General features: G+C 60.4%; 15 protein-coding genes. 2 read left to right on the forward strand and 13 right to left on the reverse strand.

All coding sequences use genetic code 11. From position 1 onward, the window contains the following. Nucleotides 1–71 precede the first annotated feature (71 nt). From HU743_RS04255 to HU743_RS04310, 12 genes are all read right to left on the reverse strand, one after another. Nucleotides 72–1,760, reverse strand: a complete 1,689-nt coding sequence (locus tag HU743_RS04255; protein ID WP_186647108.1) for a polyurethanase — start codon at nucleotides 1,758–1,760, stop codon at nucleotides 72–74. A 57-nt stretch (nucleotides 1,761–1,817) separates the two neighbouring features. Then, nucleotides 1,818–4,895 (reverse strand): autotransporter serine protease, encoded by a 3,078-nt coding sequence (locus HU743_RS04260; protein WP_186647110.1) that lies wholly within the window; start codon nucleotides 4,893–4,895, stop codon nucleotides 1,818–1,820. A gap of 265 nt (nucleotides 4,896–5,160) precedes the next feature. Continuing rightward, the gene (locus HU743_RS04265) at nucleotides 5,161–8,100 is read right to left on the reverse strand and encodes an autotransporter serine protease (protein WP_186647112.1); all 2,940 of its coding nucleotides are present in this window, start codon (nucleotides 8,098–8,100) and stop codon (nucleotides 5,161–5,163) included. Between the two features lie 66 nt (nucleotides 8,101–8,166). Further along, on the reverse strand, nucleotides 8,167–9,537 hold the full coding sequence (locus tag HU743_RS04270; protein WP_186647114.1) for a TolC family outer membrane protein: 1,371 nt from the start codon (nucleotides 9,535–9,537) through the stop codon (nucleotides 8,167–8,169). A 2-nt stretch (nucleotides 9,538–9,539) separates the two neighbouring features. Then, nucleotides 9,540–10,889, reverse strand: a complete 1,350-nt coding sequence (locus HU743_RS04275; RefSeq protein WP_186618972.1) for an HlyD family type I secretion periplasmic adaptor subunit — start codon at nucleotides 10,887–10,889, stop codon at nucleotides 9,540–9,542. After that, nucleotides 10,886–12,661, reverse strand: a complete 1,776-nt coding sequence (locus HU743_RS04280) for a type I secretion system permease/ATPase (protein ID WP_186647116.1) — start codon at nucleotides 12,659–12,661, stop codon at nucleotides 10,886–10,888. Before HU743_RS04280 ends, HU743_RS04275 begins: the two co-directional genes overlap by 4 nt. A gap of 200 nt (nucleotides 12,662–12,861) precedes the next feature. Further along, complete coding sequence (locus HU743_RS04285) at nucleotides 12,862–13,290, reverse strand: AprI/Inh family metalloprotease inhibitor (RefSeq protein ID WP_186647118.1); 429 nt, start codon at nucleotides 13,288–13,290, stop codon at nucleotides 12,862–12,864. 92 nt (nucleotides 13,291–13,382) lie between these two features. After that, the gene (locus tag HU743_RS04290; protein WP_186548361.1) at nucleotides 13,383–14,828 is read right to left on the reverse strand and encodes a serralysin family metalloprotease; all 1,446 of its coding nucleotides are present in this window, start codon (nucleotides 14,826–14,828) and stop codon (nucleotides 13,383–13,385) included. A 461-nt stretch (nucleotides 14,829–15,289) separates the two neighbouring features. Next, entirely contained in the window at nucleotides 15,290–16,375 is a 1,086-nt protein-coding gene (locus HU743_RS04295) for a polyamine ABC transporter substrate-binding protein (RefSeq protein ID WP_186647120.1), read from the reverse strand. Nucleotides 16,376–16,428: 53 nt separating this feature from the next. After that, a complete protein-coding gene (locus tag HU743_RS04300) occupies nucleotides 16,429–16,773 on the reverse strand; it encodes a cupin domain-containing protein (RefSeq protein WP_186647121.1) in 345 nt (114 codons plus the stop codon). A gap of 33 nt (nucleotides 16,774–16,806) precedes the next feature. Further along, on the reverse strand, nucleotides 16,807–18,213 hold the full coding sequence (locus tag HU743_RS04305) for an FAD-dependent oxidoreductase (RefSeq protein WP_186647123.1): 1,407 nt from the start codon (nucleotides 18,211–18,213) through the stop codon (nucleotides 16,807–16,809). A 52-nt stretch (nucleotides 18,214–18,265) separates the two neighbouring features. Continuing rightward, nucleotides 18,266–19,081 carry a helix-turn-helix domain-containing protein gene (locus HU743_RS04310; RefSeq protein WP_186548370.1) on the reverse strand — a complete coding sequence of 272 codons (816 nt, stop codon included), beginning with the start codon at nucleotides 19,079–19,081 and terminating at the stop codon, nucleotides 18,266–18,268. 262 nt (nucleotides 19,082–19,343) lie between these two features. Between HU743_RS04310 and HU743_RS04315 the strand changes: the two genes are divergently transcribed. After that, nucleotides 19,344–19,616, forward strand: a complete 273-nt coding sequence (locus HU743_RS04315) for a DUF1652 domain-containing protein (protein WP_186548372.1) — start codon at nucleotides 19,344–19,346, stop codon at nucleotides 19,614–19,616. 188 nt (nucleotides 19,617–19,804) lie between these two features. Here HU743_RS04315 and HU743_RS04320 read toward each other — a convergent pair whose 3' ends face one another. Next, nucleotides 19,805–22,279: a UvrD-helicase domain-containing protein gene (locus HU743_RS04320; RefSeq protein ID WP_186647125.1), complete on the reverse strand. Its 2,475-nt coding sequence runs from the start codon at nucleotides 22,277–22,279 to the stop codon at nucleotides 19,805–19,807. 258 nt (nucleotides 22,280–22,537) lie between these two features. Between HU743_RS04320 and HU743_RS04325 the strand changes: the two genes are divergently transcribed. Next, nucleotides 22,538–23,233 (forward strand): pirin family protein, encoded by a 696-nt coding sequence (locus HU743_RS04325; RefSeq protein ID WP_186630254.1) that lies wholly within the window; start codon nucleotides 22,538–22,540, stop codon nucleotides 23,231–23,233. The last annotated feature ends 45 nt before the right edge of the window (nucleotides 23,234–23,278 follow it).

A 23,278-nucleotide genomic window follows, 5' to 3' on the forward strand; every position in this document is an offset into this window, starting at 1 on the left:
GCGGTCTGTCAGTTGCAACATCCGCAGCTGGGACACCGCTATCGCGAGCAGGCTCACTCCTACATGGGTTATCAGGCGAACATGAAACTTGAATCCGACAGATTAGCCACTCCAACCCCGATCAGGGTCACGGCATAATCGCCAATCTTCAGCACGGTATCGCCGCCGGACTGCGCCGCGTGCTGTTTGTAGTCGTAGCCCTGCCCCGCGCCTTCGACGCCCATGAACACCAGTTTGTCGCTGCCCTGATAGCCGTTGATCGCGTCAAAGCCGAACGCGCCGCTGAACAAAAAGGTGTTGTTGCCGCCCGTTGCCGTCATCACGTCGTTACCGGCGCCGCCAACGAACGTCACCTGGCCCTTGTCGCTGATCAGTTGGTCATCGCCACCGAGGCCGAACAGCCAGTCACCGTCGCCGCTCGCGTGCAAGGCATTGCCGTAGCCATCGCCATTGAGTGAGTGGCTGTAGGGGGTGAGTTCGCTGCCGTTGCTCAAACCTTTGCCGGTGATGCCCCAGGTGATCTCTTTGCTGCCCCACCACGAACCCGATTCCTTGCTGACCAGTGCGCCGATGTCGCGGGTCAGGCTGATGCCGCCGTAGGCGTCGCGCACGTACAGCGTGCCGTCACCGTCGTTGGCGAAGCTGAAATTCTGCAGCGGTTTTTGCAGTTCGAAGATGTTGTGGCCCTGGCCGCCGAGGAGGATGTTGAAGCCGCCATCATCACGGAACCGGTCATCGCCGGCACGCCCCTCCAGGAAATCATTACCCGCCCCGCCCTTGAGCCAGTCATTGCTGTCGGTGCCGATAATGAAGGTGCTGCCGGTGTGCGGCTCGCCGCTGCGACCGAGATCCTCGACCCAGGTTTTGCCTCGGGACGCCTCTTCCAGATTGGAGACGATGATCGTCGAGTCCTTGCTGGTGAGGTCGTAGAATTTCGAATCGATCACCCTGTTCAAACCGTCGGCATAGCCCAGCGAACTGTGCGCTGACCAGTTCAGCGGATTGGCGATGCTGAACGGCACCAGGTTCTGCGCGGTGGAGGCATAGTTGTCGGTGAAGTTGACGAGGTTGTCGGTGGTCGAATCGTGCGGCTTATCGTGCTTGCCCAGCGACGCGGTGCTGAACGTAGTGCCGTCGAGTACGCGAAACACCGGATCGTTCTCGAAACCGATGTTCAATACATTGCTGCCCGTGCTGCTCTGGGTCGGCGAGGCGAACGCGATGTAATGGGCGTCCCTGAAGAAACCGCCCCAATTGTCCGCGCTCAACTCGGCGACGCTGTTGACCCCGAGCCCGCCGAGGCTGTGGCCACTGATCAGCACGTCCGTGGCGGCAATGCCGTTGGCAACCGCGAAGGCGGCGACAGCCTTGAGCAGGTTGTCGAAAGCGTTTTTCGCGTAATTGCTCGCGTAATCCGACGGCCCCACCGCTGCCAGCAGATTGTTTTTCAGGTCGCCGAAAGTGTCGCTGTAACCCAGTCCGCCGGTGCCGCGGAAGGCAATGCCGAGGCCGATCAATTTGCCAGCGGCGTCGTATTTGCCCAGCACTTCTGCCTCGGCGCTGGTAAAGCCTTCCTGCTCACCAAAGAACGTGCCCTGCGACCCGACCTTGCCCTGATAGCCCAGCGCCGTCGCGGTGACCGGCGCCCATGCGGTAGAGGGCAAAGGCTTGCCCGTTGGCGTGTAGGCATACAGCGTCAGCGCGATGGCATCGCTGTACACCCCTTTGCCATCGGCGTTTTTGTAATCGAACAATCCCATGTGCTGCGCTCCCTTTTCTTCAAAACCGGCAGCTCGGCAAGAGCTGCCGGTTACGCGTCAGAACTGCCAGTCGAGGGTCAGACCCACGCCGTGGTCCTTCTCATTCGAACCGATCAGCCCGTTGTAATCCAGGTTGACCCGCACATCGCGGTTCAGCGCCAGGCCGGCACGCACGCCAACCACCGCAGCATCGCGGTCCATTGACACGCTTTGCACGGTGAATGCGCTGTTGCCGTTGGCGAAGGCCAAATGACTGTCGGCATCGACGTCGCTCAGGTTGTGCTGCCAGCCGAGGCTGGCGCCCAGTTCCAGCTGATGTTGATCCGACAGGGCGAAGCTGCGTTTGGCCCGAACACCCAGGGTCGAGAGCACCACATCGCGATTGTCTTCACCGCCCTTCAGCGCCGCGGCATCACCCTTTTCGGTGAAGCTGTCGGTGTTGAGGTGAACATAGGACAGGTTGGCGAACGGTTCGAGGTTCATCGGTTGCAAGCCCAGATCGTAAGCGGCCTCGGTGAACAACTGCGCCGTGGTCGCGTCACGCTTGGTTTTCTGTTTGCTGCCGGCAGCACCGATTTGCAGGTCACGCTTCACGTCGATGCGGTGCCAGCTATAGGCGCCGCCGACGGTCAGGCGCAGGGCATCGATTTCATGGCCCAGATACGCGCCCAAGTGGTAGCTGTCGACCGACGCCGAAGAATGCGTGCCGCTGCCCATGCTCAATGAGCTGTCGCTGTAACCGGTGACAAAACCCAGCCGCGTATCTTCAGCAATCAAGCCGTCGACACCGGCCAGCAGGCCGCCGATGGAGCTGTTGGAATCGGCGTTCTTATGCCCGCCGTCGCTCTCTCCCCACGAACCCAGCACCTTGACCCAGGCATTGCTGCCCGCGTCGGTGGGCGCGTCGGCATTGAACAGATCGCGCTCACGCAGGCGCTCACCGACGGCCTCGCGCAGGTAGCGGCTGTCGTTGATCAGCAGCGTGCCGATGGCCGGGTGGATCTCGCCGGACAACTGTTGAAAGGCTTGTTGCGCCGACGCCGCGTTGGGCGACAGCAACAGGCTTTCGAACAACGCGTTGCCCGCACCCAGGCGCTCGGCAGCGGCACCGACCGCACGCTGATTCGGCGTCAGGCCGACGCTGGCGAACGAGGCGGCGTTACGCCCCACCGCCAGCTGGATGCCGTCAGCCGAATAGTCCAGCGTGCCACCGAGGAATGCATAATCCGGCAACACCTGGCCGAAGCGCCCTTCAATGCCGCCGGCCGCTTGCAGAATGTTGTAGCGCGTGCCGAGCAGGCTTTGCACTTCGCCGGTGCTGAGCAAGGTCGGACTGTTTTCCAGCGCCATGCTCACCGTGGCGCCCTCGATCACCGCTTTGCCGGTTGCATTGATCTGGTCGCTGCTGGTTGGCGACAACTCTACGGCGTAGGTCGAACCCGGCGCGAAGGTGACGTCGCCAGCCACGTTCAGAGTGCCGATCGAGTTACCCGGCGCCACCGTACCGCCGCGGTTCACTGCCAGCGCGCCGATGCGACCGTTGCCACCGAGGATGCCGCCGTCATTGACCGTGACCGCCGATTGCAGCGAACCGTTGACGGCCAGGCGGCCCTGGTTGATCAGGGTCGGGCCGCTGTAGCTGCTGTTGCCGGTCAGCACCAGCGTGCCGATGCCTTGCTTGGTCAGGCCGCCGTGGCCGGCAATGTCGTTGCGCCAGGTGTCGAGGCCGCAAGTGATGTCGGTGCACACGCGTTCAGTCGGTTTGCCTTGATCGATGATCGCACCAATACCCGGCAGATCGGCGACAAACTGGCCAGAGCCGTAAGCGCCCTGAATCCGGAACTCCTCGGGAATGTCCTGCTCGGTGACGAACATCGACGGGCCGTCGATGCCCTTGCGCAAGTTGATCATGCCCCAGCCGTACAAGGCGTCGATGCCCGGTGCACCGAGGTCAGTGGCGGTGGTTCGCAAGACCGTGGCGACCTGATCGCCGGTCATGTACGGGAAACGCTCCATCAGCACTGCCATGGAACCGGCCACATGCGGCGCGGCCATGGAGGTGCCGTTGTAGTTGGCGTAGCTGGTGGTCAGGTTGTCGGCGTTGGTGCCTTCGATGATCGCGCTGTAGATTTTCGTGCCCGGTGCCGAGACGCAGAAACTCGCCGTATAGCCGCAACGCGAGGAAAAGGTACTCATGATGTACGGATTGGCGCTGGCCAGATCCGGATTCTTTTGCAGCGCGGCCACGGTGATCCAGTTCGGCGCGATGTCCGGCACGAAGTAACCGAGGCCGGCGATGGCATCCGGGTTGTTGAGGTTGTAGTCGTTGCCGGCGGCGAAGATGGTCACGATGCCGCTGCGCGCAGCAGCTATCGCGCCGTCATAGGCGCCACCGGGTTTGGTGCCGAGCAGCGTGCGAATCTCGTTGAACTGCAACTGCGCATCGTTGACGGTAAAGTGTGGGTACGCCGGATCACGGCCGCCGAGGTCGAAGCGATCAGTGATGCCGATCCCCCAACTGTTGTTGATGATCCGCGCACCGCTGGCGATCAGCGCGTCCCAACCGGCCTTGTACACCGCGCCGTCGTTGCCGCGGACGATGCCGTCTTCCGGGCCTGGGTCGCCGTTATCGGCACTGATGATCTGCGCACCGAACGCGACGCCGTGCATCACCCCACCGTCACGACTGCCCGCGGCGATACCGCCGACGTGAGTGCCGTGTGCCCCAAGCTTGCCGTTGGAGCCGACCGAAGGCGAACCGTCATACAGGAACGCATCGCCGGCCTTCACCGGGATGTACGGGTCGGTGTATTCGCGGATGCCGCTTGTGACCAGAGTGACGACTTTATTCGCGCCGGAGAATTCCGGGTGCGCGGCGTATACCGGCTGATCGAAGATCCCCAGTTTCACACCCTTGCCAGTGTAGCCGGCGGCGTAGGCATGATCGGCGCCAATCGCTCCCAGGCCCCAGTCGGCCTGAAACTCGCTGCTGCGCCAACTCGACGGATCACCCGTGCGGCCATTTTCGACATACGGTGCGGCTTGCGCCATGGCGCTGGCACACAGCATCGCCAGCGTCAGGGTTTTCAGGGCAAAACAGCCGCCCGTTTGCGCGGGGGTATTGTTGTTTTTCATCCAGCGACCTTCCTTAGTGTTGTTGCGAAAAATCCGTTTGCCTGTGGCGAGGGAGCTTGCTCCCGCTCGGCTGCGCAGCAGCCGTCAAAACAGTCGATGCGATCCGCCTGAAGAAAGCGGAGGGCCGCTTCGCGCCCCAGCGGGAGCAAGCTCCCTCGCCACAGAACTGCCAGTTCAGGCTCAAAACAGTCGATGCGATCTGCCTGAAGAATGCAGAGGGCCGCTTCGCGCCCCAGCGGGAGCAAGCTCCCTCGCCACAGGCCGGTCAGAACTGCCAGTTCAAGCTCAAACCAACGCCGTGCAGCTTCTCGCGGCTCGCCAACTGGCCGTTGTAATCGAGGTTGACCCGCACGTCTTTGCTCAACGCCAGACTGGCCTGCACGCCGACCAGTGCGGCATCGCGCACCAGGGCCGAGCTTTCGACTGCATACGGCGCGCCGCCGCTGGCAAAGCGCAGGTGTTGCTGCGATTCGATGTCCGTCAGGCTGTGCTGCCAGCCGACGTGGCCGCTGACATCCAGCGACTGCCGGTTCGTCAGGTTGATCGTCTTGACCGCTCGCACGCCGAGGGTGCTGAGCACCGCGTCACGCTGATCGCCAGAACTTTTCAGCGCTGCGCCATCGCCCTTCTCCCGAAAGCCTTCAGTGTCCAGATGCACATAGCTGAGGTTGGCGAACGGCTCCAGCACGTTGAATCGATACGCCGCTTCACCGAAGACCTGGGTGGTTGCCGCATCGACTTTGGCTTTCTGCCTGGCACTGACATCGCCGTATTGCAGTTCGCGTTTCACATCGCCACGATGCCAGCTGTACGCGCCGCCGGTGCTCAAGCGCCAGGCGCCGATGGCATGACCGGCGTACGCGCCGAGGTGATAGCTGTCGACCTTCGCCGAAGAACGCGTGCCCGAACCCATGCTTAGCGAACTGTCGCTGTAACCGGTGACCAGACCGACGCGGGTCTGCTCGTCGAGCGCGCCGTCGACGCCGGCCAGCAAGCCGCCGATCGAGGTGTTGTAGCCCGCCGTGTCGTTGCCCGAATCGGTGCGCCCCCAAGCGCCAAGGGCTTTGATCCAGCCATTGTTCTGCGCCGCCACAGGCTGCTGCAGACGCTCGCCAACGGCGTCGCGCACCTGACGACTGTCATTGATCAGCATCGATCCGAGGGCCGGATAGATTTCGCCGCTCAATTGCTGGAAAGCCTGTTGCGCAGTGGCCACTGTCGGCGAACGCAGCAGGCTTTCATAGACTGGATTGCCAGCGCCCAAGCCCTCGGCGGCGGCCGCAACCGAGCGCTGATTCGGCGTCAGACCGACACTGGCGAAACTGTTCGAATTGCGCTCGATATTCAGTTGAATACCGGTGGCGGCGTAGTCGAGACGGCCGCCAATAAACAGGTAGTTCGGCAGCACCGCAGCGAAGCGGCCCTGAATGCCATCGGCCGCCTGCAAAATGTGGTACTGCGTGCCGAGCAGACTTTGCACCTCGCGGGTGCTGAGCAGTGTCGGACTGTTCTCCAGCGCCAGGCTGACCGTGGCCCCGCTGACGCTGGCACTGCCGCCGGCCACAAGGCGGTCGCTGGCGGTGGGCGACAGTTCCACGGCGTAGGTCGAGCCAGGCGCGAAGGTGACATCGCCCGCCACGTTCAGGGTGCCGATGGAATTGCCCGGCGCCACGCGAGCGCCGTTATTGGCCAGCAACGTTGCGATGCGCCCGGACCCGCCAAGCGTGCCGTTGGCGTTCACGGTAACGGCTGAGGCCAGCGAACCATTGACCGTCAGCAGACCGCCATTGACGGTGGTCGGGCCGCGATAGGTATTGTTGCCGGCAAGCACCAGTTGGCCGCCACCGGACTTGATCAAGCTGCCCTGATACACGCGATTCGCCGCTGCGGCATCGCGGGCCGTGCCGACCGCGTAATCGGTCTGCTCCTGCTGACTGGCGCCGACTGGAACGCCGTTCTGCCAGCCCTTGTCTTGCAGGGTTTGCTGCCAGGCGCTGTGTTCAGCGGCGTCTTCGCGCTGACGCTGGAGCAGCGCGGTGTCGGAGATGTCGTTGCTCCAGACATCGCGCTGGCCGGCGGCCAGATTGGCGTCGAAGGCACCAAGCAGTTGTCCCAGGCCGCGCATCGCCCGGTTCAGATTGGCCACGCCCCAACCGACCCGCTCGCTCGGCGCCTCGGTCGGAGACCCGTCGAGCTGCGTGGCGGTGGTCAGTAGCACTTCGAGCGCTTGCTGATTGCTCATGTACGGATAGCGTTCCATCACCAGCGCCAACGCGCCGGTCGCGTGCGGCGCGGACATCGAGGTGCCGGACTTGATCGCATAACCACCGCCGGGAATGGTGCTGTCGATCTTCGCGCCCGGTGTGCTGATGCACCAGTACTTGGCGATGCCGCACTGGTTGTACTTCTGCTGATTGCTTTGGTCCAGACCCGACACGGCCAGCCAGTGCCCTTCCAGATCTGGCTGAAAATACGGCAGTGCCGAACGCACGCTGGCATTCGGGTAGCCGCTGTTACCGGCGCTGAACACGTTGATCACACCCCGGCGCGAAACGTCGGCCGCCGCGTCGAGCCAAGTGCCTTTATTCCAGTGCTGGGCATAGGCGGCGTGCAAGTCCGCCAGCGTGCGGTAGCTGACGTCCGGCGGCTGACTGCCCCAACTGTTGTTGATCGCTCGTACGCCAGCGTCGGCCAGGGCGTCGTACACCGCTTTGAAATAGCGCGGATCGGGATTGGGACCGAACAGAAAACTGTCGTTCTTGTTGGTGTTGCCAACGAAAATCTGCGCGTTGTAAGCGACACCGTGCATGCCTGTGCCATCGCGCGAAGCGCCCATGGTGCCGACCACGTGGGTGCCGTGGGAATCGTTGTTGGGATTCAGGGTGCCGTTAACGTTGAACAGCGTACCGTCGACGTAGCTGCCGCTGGCGAGTACCGGGTGATAGCGATCCGTAGCGAACTCGGGGTGGGCCGCATCGAAGCCTGAATCGAGAGCGCCGATTTTCACGCCTTTGCCGGTGATGCCGGCGGCATACGCTTGCTCGGCCTGCATGCGGCCCAGGCCCCAGTCCCGGAGGAATTCGGCACTGCGCCAACTGGCCGGGTCGCCGGGCTGGCCGGACTCAAGATACTGCGCCTGAGCCGAGGTAGCAGAAATCACAAGCAACAGGGTGCCGACCGGGATCGGCTTGATGCGTACGTCCATGTTCATCACTCGCTTTTTTTGTTTTATCGGGTCTTTTTGCGGTGTTGCGTGTTCCTCGGGAGAGGCTTAGGGAGAGGGCTGCTGAGCGACCATAAAAGCCTCATCCACCCGCGCCAGGTCCTGCTCGTTCAAGGTCCCGGCGTAGTAATGCAATTTGGTCCAGGCCATTAAATAGTCGTAGCGCGCCTGGGCCAGATCCCGGCGAGTGGTGAACAGCTGCTGCTCAGCGTTCAACGCGTCGAGATTGGTCCGCTCACCGCCCAGGATGCTCTGCTTCGTCGAGACCACCAGCGCTTCAGCCGACTTCAACGCCTTTTGATAGGCGCGCAATTTGCTGACCCCGGACAGGCACGCGCTGAACTGGCGGCGCAGTTCGATCAGGGTTTCGCGGGTCTTGCCGTCGAGTTCGTATTCTGCCTGCTCCATGGTGCGGCTGGCCTGACGGGTTGAGGCCGACACCCCGCCACCGGCGTACAGCGGCACGCTGACTTCCAGGCCGATGGTGTTGGTTTCATAGCGCTGGTTGTAAGTGTTGCCGCTCTCCGACTCGTTATCGCGCATCGAGGCGTAGGCGTTGATTTTCGGCAGGTGCCCGGCGCGGTTACGCTCGACCTCATAGCGAGCCACTTCAACCGCTTGGTGCTGCGAAGCCAGGTTCGGGTTGTTGCTGATCGCCAGCTCGTGCCAAGTGTCGAAGTTGGCCGGCTGCAAGGTGAAGGTCTGGAATTGCGGACCGAGCGGTGCCAGATCGCCGATGTCCACGGCCGGCACGCCGACCAGCGCCCCCAACTCACGCAGGGCCGCGTCCTGTTCGTTGCGCGCCTCGATTTCCTCGGCCGTCGCCAGTTCATAACGTGACTCGGCTTCGAGAATATCGGTACGTGTGCCCTCGCCTTGCTTGAACATGTGTTCGTTCTGCTGGAACTGCTGCTCGTAGGCCTTTTTCTTCGCCTGGGCGATGTCGATCTGGTCCTGGGCGAACAGCGCCTTGGTGTAGTTATCGAGCACCCGCACCAGCAGTTCCTGACTCTTGCCACGAAACGCTTCATCGGCAAACAGCGACTGCGCCACGCCCTTGCGATACGCGGCGTAAGCCTCATAGTCGAGCAGCGGTTGCTGCACCGTCAGTGCCGAGCCGTAACTGTTGTAGTTGCGCTCGTCGGTACGGTTGCGCGCGCGCTCATCAAGGGACGTGGCTTTCGAAGAGTTGCGCCCCTTGTTGTAGGTATAGCCAATTCTGGGTAACAGTCCGGCGCGGCCGATGGCGCGGTTTTCAAGACCGGCATCACGCTCTTTGATCGCGCCAAGGAACACCGGATCATTGCGCAGCGCCTGTTCGTAGATCTCGAACGGCCCCATCGCCGCGACTGCCGAGTGGCTTGCAAGCAGCATCATCGCTGCCCCCAGCATTGAAAGCTTATTCATACAGCCGAACATCCTTATTCCTCGGTCAACGCGGAACCGGCTCGATCGAGCAGCGGCTTGAACAGGTAGTTGAGGAGTGAACGCTCGCCGGTGCGCACGAACATTTCCGCAGGCATGCCGGGCTTGATCACCAGGCCGTTGAGTTTTTCCATGGCCTGATCGCTGACGCTGCTGCGCAACACGTAGTACGGCACGCCGGTTTTCTCGTCGACCATCTGGTCGGCGGAAATCAGGCTGACTTCGCCGGGTACACGCGGCGTTTTACTTTGGTTGAAGGCGGTAAACAGAATGTCCACGGGCAAATGCGTGCCGACCTTGTCGATCAGGTTGATCGGCAAGTGCCCTTCCACTTCCAGGGTGGTGCCTTGCGGCACGATTTCCAGCAGGGTTTCGCCCTGACGCACCACGGCGCCTTCGGTGTGGACGCCGAGGTTGACCGCGACGCCATCGGCAGTGGCGAGAATCTCGCTGTGTTGCAGGTCGAAACCGGCGGATGTCAGTTGCTCGGACAGGGTGACGCTTTTCAGTTGTGCGTCGGCCAGTTGCGTGCGGACTTCTTTCTGGTATTCCTCGCTGTGCTGCTGCAACTTCAGGCGCGACTCGAGAATGCCCTGCTCCACACGCCCGCTTTCGCCGGTGTTCTCTGCCAGTTGCTGTTGCACTTGCGACAGTTGTCGCTGGTAGTCCATCAAGCGGTTGCGCGGGATGTAGCCGTTGTCGGCCAGCGGTTGCAGATTGCTCAGTTGTTGCTGCAAGGAACTGGCCTGGGCATTGAGGTCGCTGCGGGCGCGGCGCATCCCCGCCAGTTGTGCGGTGGCGCCTTCTATATTGGCGCGCAGCGCGGCTTGCTCGCGAGAGAACGCTTCGCGACGGCTGCTGAACAGTTGGCGTTGGCCTTCAAGCACCAGCGCCAGGCGCGGGTCCGGGTCGTTGCTCAACTCGGCGGGAAAGGTCACTTGCTTGAGGTTGTCGCGCTCCGCCTGCCAGCGCGCGAGGCTGGCCCAGGCCATGCGGTATTGCGCTTGCAGCGATTGCACGTCGGCAGCGACCTGAGTCTGGTCGAGCCGAAACAGCGGCTGGCCCTGTTTCACGATCTCGCCTTCGCGCACCAGAATCCGGCTGACCACGCCGCTGCTCATCGATTGCACGGCTTTGCGCTTGCCCGACACCACGACGGTGCCCTGCACCGGAATGCCTTGATCGAGCGGTGCCAGCGCGGCCCAGGTGAAGAAGCTGCCGGCGCCGACGATGGCCAGGATCCAGCCCAGGCGCGCGAAGAATTTCGCATCGCGTTCCGGGCGTTCGGTGAGGTAGGCGTGTTCCATGTTCGCTTCGTTTTCAGTGTTCATGCTGGCGCTGCTCATACACCCGAATTCCTTGTCGTGGGCTGATACTGCCGACTCATGCTGAGCCCGCCCGGTGCTGGTGCAGCTTTTTCACGGGGTTGTTCCTGCTGGCCGGAGAGTGCTTTGAGCACGTCCTGGCTCGGACCGAACGCCTGCAAGCGGCCGTCATTGAGGACCAGCAGCTTGTCGGCCTGGGCCAGCACCGAGGAGCGATGCGTCACCAGTACGACGGTGGTGCCTTGCGCCTTGAGTTGCGCAATGGCACTGGCCAGTGCCGCTTCACCGACGGTGTCGAGGTTGGAGTTGGGTTCGTCCAGCACCACCAGGCTCGGGTTGCCGTACAGAGCGCGGGCCAGGGCCACCCGTTGTTTCTGGCCGCCGGACAAGCCGCTGCCGTCCTCGCCCAATTGCGTGTCGTAGCCTTGCGGCAGGCGCAGAATCATCTCGTGAACGCCGGCCTGCTGCGCGGCGGCGACAACCTTTTGCGGGTCGGCGTCGCTGAAACGAGCGATGTTCTCGGCAATGCTGCCGCTGAACAGCTCGATGTCCTGAGGCAGATAACCGATGTAGGGGCCGAGTTGATCGCGGTTCCAACGGTGAATGTCGGCGCCGTCCAGACGCACCGTGCCGCCGAGGGTCGGCCACACACCCACCAGCACCCGCGCCAGCGTCGATTTGCCGGAGCCAGAAGCGCCCAGCACGCCCAACACTTCACCGGTGCCCAGGTTGAAATTGACCATGTGCAGGGTCGCTGTCCGCTGCCCCGGCGGCCCGGCGCTGACCTGTTCGAACGTGATCTGGCCTTTCGGCGGCGGCAGGGCCATGGCCTCGTCGCTCGGCGGGAATGCCTGCAACAGCGCATCGAGACGGCGGTACGCCAGTTTCGCCCCGCTCCACTGTTTCCACACGGCGATCAATTGATCGATCGGACTCAACACGCGCCCCATCAGAATGGAACCGGCGATCATCATCCCCGCGGTCATATCGCCCTTGATCACCAGCAATGCACCGAGTCCCAGCACCAGCGATTGCAGGCACAGACGCAGGGTCTTGCTCAGCGAGCTGATCACCGCGCCGGTGTCGCTGGCCTGGTTCTGCAAACCGAGGAAGCGTGAATGCACCTGGAACCAGCGTTTGCGCAACGAGCCGAGCATGCCCATGGCTTGAATGGTTTCGGCGTTGTGCAAGTGGCTGGTAGCCAACTGGCTGGACTTCTGGGAAAAACCAGCGGCGTCGCCCAGCGGCTTTTTCGTCATGTATTCATTCAGGCACGCAAGTGCGATCAACAGCAGCGCCCCCGCCGTAGCAAGTACGCCCAGCCAGACGTTGAACAGGTAAATCACAAACAGGTAGACCGGAAACCACGGCGCATCGAAGAAAGCAAACAGCGCCGGCCCGGTGACGAACTGGCGAATGTGGGTCAGGTCACCCAGCGATTGCCCGGCGTTGCCTTCGCCCTTGAACAGATTGCGTTCGAACGCGGCCTGATAGACGCGCAGGTTGAAGCGGCGCTCCAACTGGCTGCCGATGCGGATCACGATAAAACTGCGGATCACTTCCAGCAGACCGATGAAGGCGAAGAAACCGACGACCATCAGCGACAGCATCGCCAGGGTGGTTTCGTTCTGCGACGAGAGCACCCGGTCATAGACCTGAAGCATGTAAATGGAGGGCACCAGCATCAGCACGTTAATCAGCGCGGTGAAACAACCGACGCTGATCAGGATGCTCTTATAGTCACCCAGTGCCTTGATTAACGGAGCGGTGGCTGGGGCCTTCGCCATCTTCATTGGTTCTTCCTGGAATTATTGCTCGTCATGCGCTGACGGGACTTCAATTAATCAAGCGGGCCATGCGTCAACACTGTTTCGCGAGGGGCCGCTTACACTTTCATAACAACTAGCGCTGCTCAATGCAGTGCAGTTGTCCTCAAAAATCTTTTTATAACCAGTGGGTGAATCCTTATATCCAACTTGATTGGCAACCTCGATCATTTGTCGGGTGCTACACGCTTCAGCGTCACCACAAGGCCGGACTTCAAAGTCGCCAGATAATACCCATCACGTTGTCGGCTGAAGAACTGGATTCTTGAGCCTTCGTTGCCGGTCATGGATAAGCCGTCGGGGTCGGCAAACCAGCCAATCGGCGCCTGCTCCAGCCATGCGCCCAGACAATTGGTCCCTTGACCCAAAGTCTGGTTGGCAAGCAGTTCAACGTCACACGTATTCGAGGGCTTGTCCTGCAGCTTTTGCGCCTTGGGGTCATCACGTGTGGTGGACAGCGTTGCCAGCCACTTTCCGGCAAACACTGAAGGTTGTTCGAGCCTGAGGCTGCTGGCCATACCTGTTTCTCCTGAAATCACAAGGAACGCTGCACAAAGCCACGCCGCTGCCCTGTAGGTAAAAGCTTTATTGACCATAAGAAAATTCGCTCCAGCCTGTAGCGTTGCGTACAGCGCGTACCGATGCAAGCAAAGAAAGCGACGCATCAAGCGCCGCTTTCCCGTTCACATCACGCCACGATGTCGCTGTACGCTGCCTGGCCAACCGTGCTGACAGCGAAGTCAGCCACGCCATGCCCGGTGAAGTCCACCGACAACAGGCTGTTGCCGCCCGACGAAGTCAACACCGCATCGCCGGCCGCACCGGTGAAGCTGCTGACGAAGTGCAGGCCGGCACCGTTGGTGATGCCGGTCAGGTCGATTTTGTCCAGACCGCTGACGAAATCGAGGATCTGATCGATCGCACCCGGTTTGGAATCGGAACTCGCCGCAAACACAAACGTGTCCGAACCCGCCCCGCCCCACAGTTTGTCGGCACCGCCGGCGCCAAAGAGGATGTCGTTGCCGGCACCGCCCTTGAGCTCGTTGGCAATGCTGTTACCGATCAGCAAATCGCTGCCGGAACCGCCGATGGCGTTCTCGATGATCGCGCCTTTGGCGATGGACACGTTACCCACCATGCCGCCAACGTCGGAGAACGAGGCGTCATTGAGGTTGATTTTCTGGTTTTGGGTAAAACCGGAGAAATCCAGGGTGTCCTTGCCGCCGGCGTCCCACACCGAGAACACCACTTTGTCGCTCGACGACGAAGCGCTAAGGAAATCGCGACCGGTGTTGGAGTTGAAACCGTAGGTGGAGTCACCGGTACGGGTGGTGGTGTTGGCACCGTAGAGTTTCTGGATCGCAGCAATGTCATCCATCAACGGACCGGACGCGTAGGCTTCGACGCCGCCCTTGCTGAAGTTCTGGTTGGTGTTGCTCTCGCTCCAGTAACTCATGATGCTGTAACCGCGGGTGTCTTGCCCGTAGGACGCATCGTTGTAGGTCGGGTTGCCATTGCCGGCGTTGTAGTCTCCGGGGTGGGCCAGGCCCAGGCTGTGGCCGATCTCGTGAGTCAGGGTCTGACGGCCGTAGTTGTTCAGGTCCGGGTTCTTGTTTTGCGTGTAGCCGCTGTTGATCAGGTACCACGAGGTGCCGTCATAACCAGCACCCGTGCCTGGCAGATAGGCGAACGCTGCGGCACCGTCCTGGCCACCGCTGTAGTTACCGAAGGTCATGTGGCCGTCACCACCCGAGGCTTTCTCGGTGAAGGTCACGTTGGCCACATCCGCCCAGGATTGCATGGCGAGCTTGGCCTGGGCTTGTTGCTGCGCGCTGAACTGACTGAACCCGCTGATCCCGTGTTTGTTCATCGTGCTGGACGATGCCGACGTCAGGAACGTGTAGGTCAGTTCGATCTTGCCGCTGCCGTCCTTGTCCTGGTAGGCAGCGCCGTCGCGCAGCAATTGCGTAGCTGCCTGGTCGACGGAATACGAAGGTTTGCCATTTACCGTGAGGTTGCCGCCACGATCATACTGATGGCTGAAGCTATTGATCTGGTTGTACGCCGAGCTGAAGGCAGCCAGCTGAAAAGCCTGTTCGGCGGAATCAACAGCGTTGGTTTTAACTTTCGACATAAACACACTTCCTTGTTTAGCAATGGAACAGTTTTTGTCCGACAGGACGATCTTTGGCGAGATCGTCCTATCACTCGCCCAATGAAGGCGTAACGAACCTGACACAATTTGAAATCTGTCGTAAAGGATTTTTTTGCGATCCAATTTGGCTGTATCAGGAAACTGCCGTAAACAAAGCGTGTGGGGAGGGAATATTGTTTTTAGTTGCGGGAAGATTGGAAATTGTCTGACGATTTTCTATTTAAATATTAAATATCGGTGAGTTTGGTTTTGTTAGCAAAGTCTCATTTTCACATGGCAGTGCCAGCGCTTTGGCATCAACTAATATCAGGTCTTCCGCTCCCCCTTGTGGGAGCGGGCTTGCTCGCGAAGGCGGCCTGTCAGTCGATAACTGTGTTCGCTGGCCCACCGCCTTCGGGAGCAAGCCCCCTCCCACAGGGCCGTGTGTTTGCCTGAAAAAATCAGCTACCCGTACGAATTTTGTTCCACACCCGCGTGCGAATCCGGTCAATGTTCAACGGCATCGCCTCCAGAGCAAACAGCTTGCCCATCATCTCCGGACTCGGATAAACCTTGGTGTCGTTTCTGATCGCCGGGTCGATCAGGCTGTCGGCCTGTTCGTTGCCGTTGGCGTAGTGCACGTGGTTGCTGATGGCGGCCATGACGTCGGGACGCAGCAGGTAATTCATGAAGGCATAACCGGCCTTCTCGTCCGGCGCGTCGGCGGGCATGGCGACCATGTCAAACCAGATCGCCGCGCCTTCTTTGGGAATCGCATAACCGATGTCGACGCCGTTCTTCGCCTCTTTGGCGCGATTCTCCGCTTGCAGGATGTCGCCGGAGAAGCCGACCGCGACGCAGATATCGCCGTTGGCCAAGTCACTGGTGTATTTCGAGGAATGAAAATAACTGACATAGGGCCGCACTTTCATCAGCAGCGCTTCGGCTTTTTTGTAGTCCTCGGGATTCTTGCTGTGGTGTGGCAGGCCGAGGTAGTTGAGCGCCGCCGGGAGCAACTCCGGGCCGTTATCGAGTATCGCCACACCGCACTTCTGCAGCTTTTCCATGTATTGGGGCTTGAAGATCAAGTCCCACGAATCCACCGGCGCATCTTCGCCCAGCACCGCTTTGACCTTGGCAATGTTGTAACCGATGCCGGTGCTGCCCCACAGGTACGGAAAGCCGTGCTCGTTGTTCGGGTCATTGGTCTGCAACGCCTTGAGCAGCACCGGATTGAGATTTTTCCAGTTGGGCAGCTGGCTTTTGTCGAGTGTCTTCAGTGCCCCGCCCTCAATCTGTCGCGCCATGAAGTGGTTGGAGGGAAACACCACGTCGTAACCGGATTTGCCGGTCATCAGCTTGCCGTCGAGGGTTTCGTTGCTGTCGTAAACGTCATAGGTGACGCCGATCGCGGTTTCCCTGGTGAAGTTTTTTGTCGTGTCCGGCGCGATGTAGTCAGACCAGTTGTAGACCTTGACCGTCTCGGCCGCATGACTGACGGAAGCGGCCAGCAACAGCGGCGCCAATGTGAGGGTTTTCTGGATCATGGGGCGATTCCTGTATGGGCTTTTTTGTTGGCAGGCAATCAAAGATCAAGCAATCAGAAAATCAGCACGTAGCTCTTGCGCACGGTTTCCTGGATATCCCAGGTGCCGAGCGTGTTGGCTGGCAACATCAGTGCGTCGCCGCCTTGTATGTGCAGGGTTTCACCACCGCCGTCCGGGGTGAACGTGCAGCGCCCGGCAATGAAATGGCAGAACTCCTGCGCGGTGATCTGCCGACGCCAGCGCCCTGGCGTGCACTCCCAGACGCCGGTTTCGACGCCGTCGTCGCGCTCCACGCTGGTGGTCGAAGCGATAGCGACCGGCTCGCCCAGCGGCACGGCCACCGGGGCGGATTCATCGAGCGACAATGTCGCGGTGTGCTTGAATTGCGTGATGCTCATGGGCATGACCTGTTTTTTGGAGGGGGACGACGTTCAGTGCATGAAACCTTCCATGAACCCGGCGACGCGGCTGGCCAGTTTGCGCCGCCAGGGTGGCGTCGCCGGATTGGCCAGGGTCTGGTCTTCGTGCACGAAGCTTTTGATGATTGCGTTGTAGCCAAGCCAGCGGCACGGCTCCGGCTCCCACGCGCGCAAGGCTTGAATACCGCCGTCCGGCAGCACCCACGGTTGTTGCGTCAGTTCGGTCTCGCGCTCAAGGATCAGATCGGCCAGGGTGCGCCCGCCCAAATTGCTGGCGCCAACGCCCTCGCCGCCGTAACCGCCGGACAGCGCAATGCCTTCGGCGCGATCACAAAGCATGTGCGGCCTGAAATGTCGGGACATGCCGAGGTTGCCGCCCCAGGCGTGAGTAATCCGCACGTTTTTCAGTTGCGGGAACAACTCACCAAACAGGTAGCGGCGCAGTTCGACTTCATCGCGTGCCAGATCAAAGTTGTGGCGCAAGCGGCCGGCAAACTGATAGCCGCCGCGCGCACCGAACACCAAACGATTGTCGGCGCTGCGCTGACCATAGGTAACCTGGCGGCTGAACTCGCTGAAGGCCTGGCCGCGACTCAGGCCGATTTCGTCCCAGATCGCGGCAGGTAGAGGCTCTGTGGCAACAATCAGGCTTTGCACCGGCAACTGATAGCGACCCAATGGCGGCAGCGTCACCGAATAGCCTTCGACGGCTGGGACGACCCAGCGGCTGCGCACGCTTGCCTTGACGGTGCGCAAATGGCCCGATTGCCAATGGGTGACCGGGCTGTTTTCGTAAATCCTCACGCCCATGCCCTGCACGGTGCGCGCCAGCCCCCGCACCAGTTTTGCCGGCTGAATCGTGGCAACGTGCGGCGCAAAAATGCCGCCATAGGGTTTCGCCACGCGAATCTGTTGCCCCAGTTGCTCCGGGCTGAGCCAGCGATAATCGTCCTCGGTCAGGCCTTGGCCGTACAGCTTGCTCAAATAGTCGCGCAGGGCTGTCTCCTGCTCTGGATAGCGCGCCGCGCAATAAAGCACCCCGCCCTTGCGATAATCGCAATCGATGCCTTCTTTTTCGACGACGATTTCTACCTCATCGGGAATGCTGTGCAGCAAATCGAACGACGCTCGACGCTGCTCTGGCGACAACCCGGCCAGCAGGCGATCTTCGCCAAGCAGATTGCCCATCAGCCAGCCGCCATTGCGCCCGGACGCGCCGAAACCGGCGGTTTGCGCTTCGACGATAGCGATATCGAGTCCGGGAGCGTGTTGCTTGAGGTAATAGGCGGTCCACAGCCCGGTGTAACCGGCACCGATAATCGCCACGTCAACGTCCAGATCCTGCTCAAGCGCCGGACGCGCGATCAGCGGCTCATCGAGTTGGTCCATCCATAAACTGATAGTGCGCCACGCCGGCATGCAGGACTCCGCCACTGAGAACTTTCGATGACGTCGATCCTAGCGGCGGGCGTTAGCCGATGTCTTGCGCGCGTGTCCGCAAAGAAATTTGTTTGGCGTAAGCCTTTGGCGACTGCCCGGTGTGTTGGCGGAAACAACTGTAAAACGCCGACAGCGAGTTGAAGCCAGCGGCGAACGCCAGCTCATCGATGCGCACCGGCAATGTGGCGCTGTCCAGCGAGCGCAATAAATGCTGCAAGCGCGCCTGATTGACGTAACGATAGAAGCTTTGGCCCAACACTTGATTGAGCAAATACGAGATCTGGTTACGGCTATACCCGCACTCCTTCGCCACCCGTTGCAGGTCAAGCTCGGGATCGAGGTAGGGTTGTTGTTGCTCAAAGTATTGCTGCAGGTCTTGCGCCATGAAGCTTAACTGCCGTGGGGACAGGCCCAGACGACTCACCGCCGGACGCTGGCTCGCCGGCGCCGTGCCGCTGGCCTGGGCGCGCAGCAACGATGCATATTCATTGACCCGCCAGATCAGCCCGTCCCTGACCGTAATCGCCTCGCTGGAACGGAACGACACCAACCCTTCACCACCGCGCAGGGTGACTTCGTATTGAATGAACGCAGTGTTGCCATCCACACGAATGCGGTCGCAGTGCTCCAGCAGTTCGTCGGATTCTCGCGGCATGCTGACACGCACGTACTCGCGCAACTCATCAAGGCCCAACACGCGATTCTGAAAGAAATCGTTGTACTGGATGGCCGGATGGTAGAGCGCCATGACGCTGTCCAGGTCCCGGTGCTTCCAGCTCAAATGGTAGCGCATGACCGTGGCGGCCGTGGCCTGGGTCTGTTCTGGGCCGTCGTCGTCGGCGTGCATAGGAGGCTCGGCGAAAAGAACCGAGCTTGCCCAAGATCGCCGCCGGCTTCAATGACAAAACCGTAGTGGCATTTTGGCGATTAATGAAGGTGACGTGATCCACATCAAAAAAATCAGTTCAATCGCCAAACGGACTGAAAAAACTCACAGCTTTTTCACATACGGATGCTACTTTTAATACCTGTCACCGGTTGAGCCAATGAAGGCTCTTCCCTCCTAACATGAGCAAACGGAAGCGCTCGATGAAGAAGGCGGGCAACACATGAACAAAGGGTTTAGCAAAGTCACGTTTCCCAATGCCTGCCAGCTGATGCGCTGGCATTTTCATCCAATGGGGTTTGAGGCCACGATGGATGCGCCTGGCAGCCTGGTGGCTCGTTTGTTCGATCGAAAGAGCGGCGAAACCTTGATTGCAATCGCGGGCATTCCTTGTGCCACGGTGATGAATGCGGCGGATGTCGAGCTGATCATCGAGGCCATCGAGGCTGAGCTGGAGGCTTTTACTCCTCCGGAGTTGTTTAAGAGCTACGCGTAATGTATTGATTTAATTTGAAAAGCCCGCAGCGATGCGGGCTTTTTTATTTGTGAAAGCAAGTGCTCGCGATAGCGGTTTGACAGCCGCCTCATCCATGACTGAACACACCTAATCCCGATAACCGCGCTCCAGCGCCGCCCAAGCTCCAATGCAAAAAGCCCCGTGCCCAAAAGCCGGGGCTTTGTCGTTCAGCCGATTTTCTTTTCAGGTCGCTGGTCGGCAAAAAACGGCTTGCCCCTCGCCACCCGATCGGACGCACGCGGCATGTTGGCCGCAGGTGCTTCCTGAGGATCGACGTACCAGTAGCAATGGCTCACCGCCCGGGTGATGCCGACATAGGCCAGGCGCAGGATTTCGTCCTTTTGCGCGCTGTCGTAGGGTTCGCTGTCGCCGTTCTTGCCCAGGCCGGCCATGCGGTAAACCTGATTTTTGTAAGGTGAGCTGGTCAGGTGCTGACAATCGCCAAGCAGAAACACGGCATCGGCCTGTAGGCCTTTTGCGCTGTGATAAGTGAGCTGTTTGAGCCGTCGGGCTTCGTACGGCAAGCTCGAATCAACATTAACTACAGGCTGAATATGCTCTTGTATCAATAGCTTATCGCTGCTTTTTCGATAAAGCATCAAGATTGAATGACCCTGCCGGTAATGCTCGGCGAGGCGCTGGCCCATGGCCTGATCATCGCGCTCCAACACATTGACCGGGTGCGGCGTCTTCGGCTCACCGCTGGCCTTGGCTTTCTTGCCCGCGATCGCCGGTGCTGCACGGACGATGTGTTCGGCGGCGTCGATGATGTACTGGTGGCTGCGGTAATTGTCGCTGAGCATCACTCGGGTGGTGCTCGGCGACGGGAACTCTTTGTTGAATTCCATGAAGTAACTCGGCGAACTGCCGCGCCAGCCATAAATGGATTGCCAGTCATCCCCCACGCACAGCAGCGACGAGCGCTGCGCACCGCGGCCGATGTGCATGGCCGGGCCGCGGCTGCGGATTTCGCTGAGGCTGGCGCGGACCCAGGAGACGATTTGTGGTGAAACGTCTTGAAATTCGTCGATCATCAGGTGCGACAAAGGCCTGAGCAGTTCGTCGCTGAGCAGCTTGAGATTCTCCGGCGAATGCTCGCTGAACAGCGCAAACATGCGGTTGTAAGTCATCACAGGAGGTTTCTGGTCCAGCAGGTGGTCTTCGAACGCCCGCCAGAACAGGCTCAGTGCCTCAAAGAAAAACCGGTCCGGATCATCCTTGGCGAAGCTCATGCGCCCGACGGCATCCGGCACATCCAGGCCCAGATTCTCGATAAAGCCTGCGGCCGCGACGAAACAGTCGAGCAATGGCGCCGAGGCCAGTTCTCCCTTGACCTTGTAATCGAAGCCGGGGCCAGCACTGGCATCACCGGCCAGGGTCGCCAGAACCCGGCGAGAAGATTCGTAGCTATCTAACCAAATCAAAGGTTTACGGCAGAAAGCTTGAAACAGGGTGCGCTTGACCGCCCACTCTGCACGCAAGCTGAGCTTGGCGTTGGGTCGGCAGACCTGCGGGTTTTCCCGGGGGTCAAAACCCAGCACCACCCAAGCATCCAGACTGGGGATGTAACCATGGCAGTGGAAGGTCGAGCCATTGATGTCGAACGTCTGCCGATTCGGCTCGATGCCTTTGATCGGCCAGGCGCCCGCGCGAAACCAGAGGTCTTCGATCGCATCGCACAGTTCCTCATCGCGCCTGGACGCCAGTTCGGTGACGGCCATGCGCTTCTGCACATCAGGATGGTCTCGTTCCAGCTCCTTGAGCTGCAAACCGGCACGCGACAGCGGCTGAATCAACTGACGAAACCGCTCGTCCTCGGTGAATAAACGGTGGTAACAGGCATTGAGTTGCTGGCGCTGCGCATCGTTGATGCGCAGGTCGAACGGATTGCTGTCCGCCTCCTCTTCGCCTGCGGGTGAACGCTGGCTGAGATTTTCGAAGGCCTGCAAACGCTCGAATCCCGCCAAGCTGCGCACCATGGGCAAAATTCGCGAGTGGAACGTGCGCACCAGCTCCCGCGCTTGCCTGAGGCTCAACGTCAATCCCCAAAGCGCAAACACTTCAATCAGTTTATCGATGAAGTCCTTGCGCGACTCGCGGGTGAAGGTGACCACGGTCATCGAATCCAGCTCAAAACCCAGGTAATGACTCAGCAGCAGAATGCGCAACACCAGCGTGGTCGACTTGCCGGCACCCGCGCCGGCCACCACGGAAGTCGACGGCGTATCGCTGAAAATCATCTTCCATTGCGCGGCGCTGGGCTGAGCGTGTCCGGGCAGCAAACGGCCGACATCCGCTTTCATGCGTTTTTTCAGTTCAGCCGTCAGCGGCAGGCGCCAGTCGTCGAACAAATGGTTATCAACACTGGGCGGCCGATGTTCGGTGCTGCGGCTGTCGCGGATCAACAGGACCTGACGCCCCTCTTCCAGCCCCTCGAGCTTACCCTCCTTGAAACCGTACTCGACGCCGGCCGTGTGGCCGCTGCGAAACCCATCCGCTTGGCCGTGCAGCCAGGACGCACGGTGCTGGGCGCGCAGACGGGTCAGTCCGTGGCCGAAGAAGCGTGCGGCCAGACGCTTGAACCAAGGCATCTCGGCCAGTGAACGAAGTTCGGGGGGCAGTTCGGGGGTGTGTTGCGCCACGCTGACGGGCTCCAGTGTCTGAGGCTGTTGGCGGCTATGGTGTCTGTATTCGCCGGCAAGTTCTAGCGAAATGCTTACGGGTCATTGGTTTAGGTGACGAAGTGAAGGTGAGATAAGACCATTACCAGCGCCCAACTGATCAAAAAACCGGATCATCATGCCGCAGTTTTTACGCTTTTTATCGATGGTTAACTGATAGATGATCGCCTCCATCAACCATGGGACACAGCCCATGGCGAACTTTTCGAGGCGACGAAGATGCTGGAACTCAGACCTTTCAACTCCCTGGGCGGTGCTCACCACGGCTGGCTGGATGCCCATCACCACTTTTCCTTCGCTGAGTACTACGACCCGAACCGCATGAGTTGGGGCAACCTGCGGGTGTGGAACGACGACATCATTGCCCCCGGCACTGGCTTCCCTCAGCATCCGCACCGCGACATGGAAATCATCACCTATGTCCGCGAAGGTGCGATTACCCATCAGGACAACCTGGGCAACAAGGGCCGAACCGAAGCGGGCGACGTGCAAGTGATGAGTGCTGGCACCGGCATCGCTCACAGCGAATACAACCTGGAAGACAAGCACACGAAAATCTTCCAGATCTGGATTCTTCCTACCGAAACCGGCGCACCGCCGTCATGGGGCGCGAAACCTTTCCCCAAGGGGCAGCGTGAAGGCTTCGTGACACTCGCCAGCGGCAAGGCTGGCGACGATCAAAGCCTGCGCATTCGCGCCAATGCTCGTTTGGTCGCGGCCAACATCAAGGCTGGCGAAACCGCAGAGTATCGGCTCGATGAAGGTCGTCGCGCCTACCTGGTTCCGGCGACCGGCGTGATCGACGTCAACGGTTTACGCGCTCAGGCGCGCGATGGCGTGGCGGTGGCCCATGAGCAGGTGCTGACAGTCACAGCCATCGAGGACAGCGAAATCGTGCTGGTGGATCTGGCGTAAATCGCAGGCAAAAAAAGGGGCGACCTTGAGGTCGCCCCTTTTTTT

It is taken from the genome of Pseudomonas sp. SWRI99 (assembly GCF_014270125.1).
In the GTDB taxonomy this organism is placed as follows: domain Bacteria; phylum Pseudomonadota; class Gammaproteobacteria; order Pseudomonadales; family Pseudomonadaceae; genus Aquipseudomonas; species Aquipseudomonas hamedanensis.